The following is a 5613-nucleotide window of genomic DNA, read 5'->3' as shown; positions in this document are numbered from 1 at the left end:
CTGTTGGGTCACGCCAATCTGGCGCACCGCATCCGCCAGCTTCGCACCTTGTCCCTGGCACAGACCTCCACCTGACGCAGCTTCATGACAATGTCTTCCGGCTTCTCGCGTTTGCCTGCCATCTAAGTACTCCTCCATCATACGGGATAAACTATCCCAAAAGGTGGACCACTTCAGTGGGGCAAGACCAATGGCTCGATCCTTAGATGATCTAGCACGCAGAGCACAGTGGGAAGCGCGGGCATCCGAAGGTCTTTTCTGACTGGGCGATCCAGACATGCTTCACACTGAAAGTGTTGTTCGGCTTGCTGCTTCGTCAGACAGTCGGGCTGCTGGCGAGCTTGATCGACAGGGCGGGTCTCGACCGGCCCGTACCCGACTATTCTACGCTTTGTCGGCGTTAGGCCCGGGTCAAGGTGCAGATTCCGTATCGGAGCTCCGGTCAGTCTCTGAACCTTCTAATAGACAGCACCGGCATCCGTTCCCGCGGCGACGGTGAATTCCTGGCCCGCAAGCAAGGCGCTACGCGCAGACGCGAATGGCGTGAGGTCCATCTCGCGATGGACCCTTCGAAGGGGGGCGTCCGTGCAGTCGAATGCACATCGAGCCGGCAGGGCGATAGCGCGATCCTGCCGGAATTGCTGTCGCAGATCCCGACCCCAGATTACATTGAGACAGTCACTGCGGACGGCGCTTACGATACACGTCGATGTCATCCGGCGATCCTCGAACGCGGAGCGGAGCCGATCATTAAGATCCGTCGCGATGGCAGAGCCTGGAAGCAGGACTGCGCGGCTGCGGTCTCGCGCAATAAAACCTCAGGGCGACACGCGGCTTGGGTTGGTCAATCTGGAAGAAATGGGCAGCCTATCACACGCAAAGTCGCGTCGAGGCTAAAGTGAACTGCCTCAGGCCCCTCAGCGATCGGGTCATGTCACGAGATCTCGACCGTCAGACCGCCGAAATCCAGACCCGTATCGCAGTCATAAACCGCGTCTCGGCCCTCGGATGGTTCGAGATCGAAGCCGTGGCCTCAAGTCAGAGGAAATAGGGGCTACTCGCCCTGTAGGCCGAATAGCGCAACAAGCCCCATCATGCCGCCAAGCTTAGCCTGCCGATTATACAAATTTTCATTATATATTGAATTCTTCAGTCACGGACACGCTTACTTCGAGCCTGCCGCATGCTCCGCCCGAATGCCCGTGATCTGCTCGTCGATAAATCTCGTTCGCTTCGTTGTCCGTCCTCAAGTTGAGGCAGACACCAATCGATGCTTGAAGAGAAATCCTGTGGCAGGTCTACAACTACCCGGGTTCAAAATTCAGCAAGCAGGACGGGCAAAAAATAGAAGGGAGTTACGTCGACTCATCCTCGTAGTTGGCCACTTTAGAAAGCCACTTAGGGCGTCGACCAAGGCCATTCCACGAAATGGATGGATTTTCTGGATGAACGATTCTCTTTCTTTCGGCTTTATTCTTTCGCGATATCCGGACTTTAGTATCAGCGTTATTCACTATTGCTGACACGACTTCGCTGACGGAAAATCCTTTAGAAGCACCTTCTTCCATCAATGACTTAACGAACGATTCAAGTTGGGATTTACGTGAATCACGCATCTTTTTCTCAACTAAAGAATGGAGCTCTTTGAGCTCTTCAATCGAAAGCTTACTAACGTCAATACTTGCCATACCTTAGCCCCAATAAGACAGTAACTTCACTGCTTAGAACAAATAGAAAAATACAAGCTAGGTTACAAGACTTAAATAAATGACCTAACGGTTGCGCGCTTCAATAGGAAACAGTGTAACTATTCATAATGCATCGTTAAATACAGCTGCGCTGAAAGCTTTTCTTTTGTGATAGTCAGAGTTTATATAATCCGCTTTGCGCAAGAAACTCTTATATAATCATGCCGTCTCTATTAACCTTTCATAAGGCATGTTGCCGCATGATTTGTTATAGCCACAGCTCAGCAAGCGAGTCAGTAAAATGAAAACATACCTATTGGTAGCGCTCGTAATTATTCTTACGATTGGTGGCGATTACGCCCTTAAAAACGCGTCTCTGAAAACAACACCTCTCTTCAACTCATGGTTAGCACTTGGAGCATTTACCTATGCGCTGACTTCGTTTGGTTGGGTCATATTGATGCAAAACCATAATTTAGGTTACATCGCTGTAGTTTATAATGCCGCGAACATTGTAGCCCTGCTGGGCTTAGGACTTTTTTTCTTTGGCGAGACACTTACTCCCAAACAGTACGCGGGAATAGGTGCGGCAATAGTGTCTACAATTCTAATGAACTCAAATGCTTAAGTAGGCTAACCTTTTGTTAACCATGGGTCGTTAAAATGCTTCTGGTATCTCACCACGTTAAACCTAGTTGTATACATGGGCTCGGGCTGTTTACGAGTGAATTCATTTCAGCCGGCACTATAGTTTGGCGGCATGAGCCGAAGTTCGATACCGATATTCCGTTGAGAGCTTTAGGTGAGATGCCTAAAGAGCTGATCGAAACAGTTTTGATGCATGCGGAATACATTGAAGAGCTCCAAGTCTTCAGACTGGGCAATGACGGGGACATTTTCATGAACCACAGTGATATGCCGAGCCTGATTGATAAAGGTGATCGAATGATTGCGGCGCGCGATCTCCGTCCAGGAACAGAACTGACATGTGACTACAGTGACGTAAATGTTGTTCGTTATTGGGATGACTTACAAAAGATAGCAGCATGAATTCTCTGAAAACCACTAGCACACTTCCATCTCAGATAGTTTTGTTAGTTGCCGCTATACTGTGTGGCACCTTAGCCGCGCTTTGGCTATCGCTTCACTTCATCAGCATTTCGATAGATGAAGAAGCTCATGTTGACTCAATCGAAAAAGTTCAAAGTCGTTTTGGCTCTCTTCGGGAGCAAGTATCAATTATCGCGAGTGATTATCATAACTGGGATGATCTCTATCTTAACGCTATGCGGAATGAAGTTGATAAACTAGCTTCAAACTACGGTATTAGTGCAAACCGTGGCGATATATTTCAGTATGCAATGCTTTTTGATGGTCAGCTAAATAACACGCTTTCTTGGACTGCGGGCAATGGGCTTACGCCTCAAGATGGGTTCTTATCGAATTCTACACTTGATATTATTCGTCAGAACGTAAAAAATTTAAATCCGAATAATAGGGAAACATTCGATTTCTATGGTATTTTAGATCATAAGCTTATTACGTTCAGTGCTTCATATCTACTGCCAGAATCTGAGGTGCTAAAAGATCAAGCGCGGGACGAAAAGCTAGTAATCGCCGTGATCGGAAAGGTTATTGAACCTGCACGTTTGAGCGAAATAGCTAGTGAGCTATCCCTAGGATCACTTGAGTTTAGTGTGGTTAAGCCAAAAACTGGAATGGCTTCGCTTGAATTATTTGACATTGGTAACGAACCCTTAGCTTGGCTGGTCTGGCATCCGCCTACACCGGGGCAGCATCTTTTTTGGAAACTATTCCCGTTGATGATGATTATAAGTATAGTCTTCATCGGTTTAACTGGGACTGCAGCTGTATTGTTGAGAGCGCAAGCAAACGTACTCATCAATCAGGAGTCGGTATCTTTCGCGGATGCGAGAAGAGATCCGCTGACCAATTTGCCAAATCGTCTAGCGTTCCGTGAGTGGATCCACTCAAAGTCGAAGCACGGATCCATCGGCATAATCGCTTTGGATTTAGTTCGCTTCAAACAAATCAACGATACCGTTGGGCACTTGGGTGGGGACGAATTCCTTAAGAAGTTTGCCGCAGAACTAAATCGCCTTACTGATGGGAACACTATAGTATCTCGGTATGGAGGCGATGAATTCTTCATTGCTGTTTCAAGCAATTCCAATATTTATCGAAGCGTTCACCAGAAGCTTCTTCTGCTCGATGAAATAGCATCCAGCTCTATCCATTCTAATGGTTTCAATTTTGACGTCGTATTTTCAAAAGGGGCGTCGATTTCGGAAAATGGTAGTATTGAGATTGAGGAATTAATTCGTCGCTCTGATTTTGCTATGTACCTCGCCAAATCCCTTAATTCTATGGCGACGTACTTCTATGATGAAAAAATGGAGAATGATGACAACGATCGTCGACGAATTGAAGCAAGCCTCCGACAATGCCTTGATAATAAAGAGGCTTTTGACATACATTACCAGCCTATTGTGACGCCATTGAACCCTAATTGCTTTAATAAGTTCGAAGCTTTGGCTCGCTGGAATTCGCCCTCCTTGGGACCTATACCGCCTGATCGGTTTATAAGTGTCGCTGAAAGCAGTGGCTTAATAGTTGCCCTAGGTTGGCACTTATTAGACTTAATTTGTGAAGATATGAAGATGCTTCCAGACTGTACGGTCAGTGTGAATGTGTCACCGAACCAGCTGATGACTCCAGGGTTTGCCAACGAATTTTATAACCGAATTTCGAGTTATGGACTCTCTCCTAATAGAATTGAGATTGAGGTTACTGAGAAAATATCTGTTCTAATCGGCTCGACTTTGACGCAAGAAATGAAACTGCTATCGGAGTATGGTTTCATTATAGCACTTGATGACTTTGGCACTGGATTTTCGTCAATTGCCTATCTTACCCATATGCCATTCAATAGACTTAAAATCGATAGATCTTTCGTAATGGCGGCGCAAAGTAGCTCGACTAGGAAAAAAATGATACATTCGATCATTGGCTTAGGAAAATCGATGGGCTTGGAAATCGTCGCCGAAGGCGTTGAAACGGCTGCGGATGCGGCATTTTTATCCAAGCTTGGAGTTAACTACCTTCAAGGTTATCTTTATGGAAAACCGAAACCGTGTGAAAGCGTTCAAACTGGATATATCGGTGCCGATCAAATTAGCTATCCAGTGTCGCGCAGCCTCTGATAAGTTATTTTTGTGGATACTTACTAACTTGCCGTATCGTATCGTTAGGAACTAATCTCCCATACGTTGCTTATAAGTACACTGGCTTCATCTGAGGATTGATCTGCCTATATGGTCTGCCCCACTTGAGTGGTCCAGTTTAAAAGTTAGTGCATCGTGGGCCTTTGGTCTACGGGCACGATGCTCTCGGGTGCGGGTGGGCGGTAGCCGAGGGAACTATGCGGGCGCACCGTGTTATAATGCTTGCGCCAGCGTTCGATCAGGATCTGGGCCTCTCTCAGCGTGTAGAACACCTCCCCATCCAGTAACTCGTCGCGAAGTCTGGCGTTGAAGCTCTCCACATAACCATTCTCGCAGGGCGATCCCGGCTCGATATAGGCCGTTTTGGCACCCACCGCCTCAATCCAGTTGCGCAGCTTGGTGGCAGTGAATTCAGGGCCGTAACACCTTCGGAATGTCGTTGATTTAGAGGCTATGATTGCCTGCGCAGCCCCCAAATTGCGCAGCAGGTGATCATAGCCGGGTCTCAGATCCCTACAGTGGTTTTGCACAACCACACCGCAAGGGAGACCGACTATGACCGATACGACTATTGCACAGGCTGAGCCTGTTTTGGTGGCGATTGATATCGCAAAGGCCCGCCATGAGGTTTTGATTGCTGTTCCGGGTAGAAAGCGGCGTCGCCGTTTGACAGTTCTGAA

General features: G+C 47.4%; 4 protein-coding genes and 3 pseudogenes. 5 read left to right on the top strand and 2 right to left on the bottom strand.

The window, feature by feature from the left end; genetic code table 11:
- Positions 1-215: 215 nt before the first annotated feature.
- Positions 216-1051, top strand: a pseudogene (locus VSX56_RS20285) (IS5 family transposase); the annotation flags it as partial.
- A gap of 304 nt (positions 1052-1355) precedes the next feature.
- On the opposite strand, the gene VSX56_RS20280 reads toward VSX56_RS20285, so the two are convergent.
- On the bottom strand, positions 1356-1688 hold the full coding sequence (locus VSX56_RS20280; RefSeq protein WP_350939337.1) for an H-NS family nucleoid-associated regulatory protein: 333 nt from the start codon (positions 1686-1688) through the stop codon (positions 1356-1358).
- A gap of 301 nt (positions 1689-1989) precedes the next feature.
- Between VSX56_RS20280 and VSX56_RS20275 the strand changes: the two genes are divergently transcribed.
- The 3 genes from VSX56_RS20275 to VSX56_RS20265 are packed head-to-tail and all read left to right on the top strand — an operon-like array spanning position 1990 to position 4912.
- On the top strand, positions 1990-2316 hold the full coding sequence (locus VSX56_RS20275; protein WP_350939336.1) for a hypothetical protein: 327 nt from the start codon (positions 1990-1992) through the stop codon (positions 2314-2316).
- 35 nt (positions 2317-2351) lie between these two features.
- A complete protein-coding gene (locus VSX56_RS20270) occupies positions 2352-2738 on the top strand; it encodes an SET domain-containing protein-lysine N-methyltransferase (RefSeq protein WP_350939335.1) in 387 nt (128 codons plus the stop codon).
- Entirely contained in the window at positions 2735-4912 is a 2178-nt protein-coding gene (locus VSX56_RS20265; RefSeq protein WP_350939334.1) for a putative bifunctional diguanylate cyclase/phosphodiesterase, read from the top strand. The genes VSX56_RS20270 and VSX56_RS20265 overlap by 4 nt, the downstream gene beginning before the upstream one ends.
- 146 nt (positions 4913-5058) lie before the next feature.
- Here VSX56_RS20265 and VSX56_RS20260 read toward each other — a convergent pair.
- A pseudogene (locus tag VSX56_RS20260) lies at positions 5059-5352 on the bottom strand (integrase core domain-containing protein); the annotation flags it as partial.
- A 136-nt stretch (positions 5353-5488) separates the two neighbouring features.
- Between VSX56_RS20260 and VSX56_RS20255 the strand changes: the two are divergent.
- Positions 5489-5613, top strand: a pseudogene (locus VSX56_RS20255) (IS110 family transposase); the annotation flags it as partial.

This window comes from Thioclava kandeliae, assembly GCF_040297545.1.
Taxonomy (GTDB): Bacteria; Pseudomonadota; Alphaproteobacteria; order Rhodobacterales; family Rhodobacteraceae; genus Thioclava; species Thioclava kandeliae.
The sequence above is the reverse complement of the archived record's forward strand: the minus strand, read 5'-3'. Positions and strand labels throughout refer to the sequence as shown.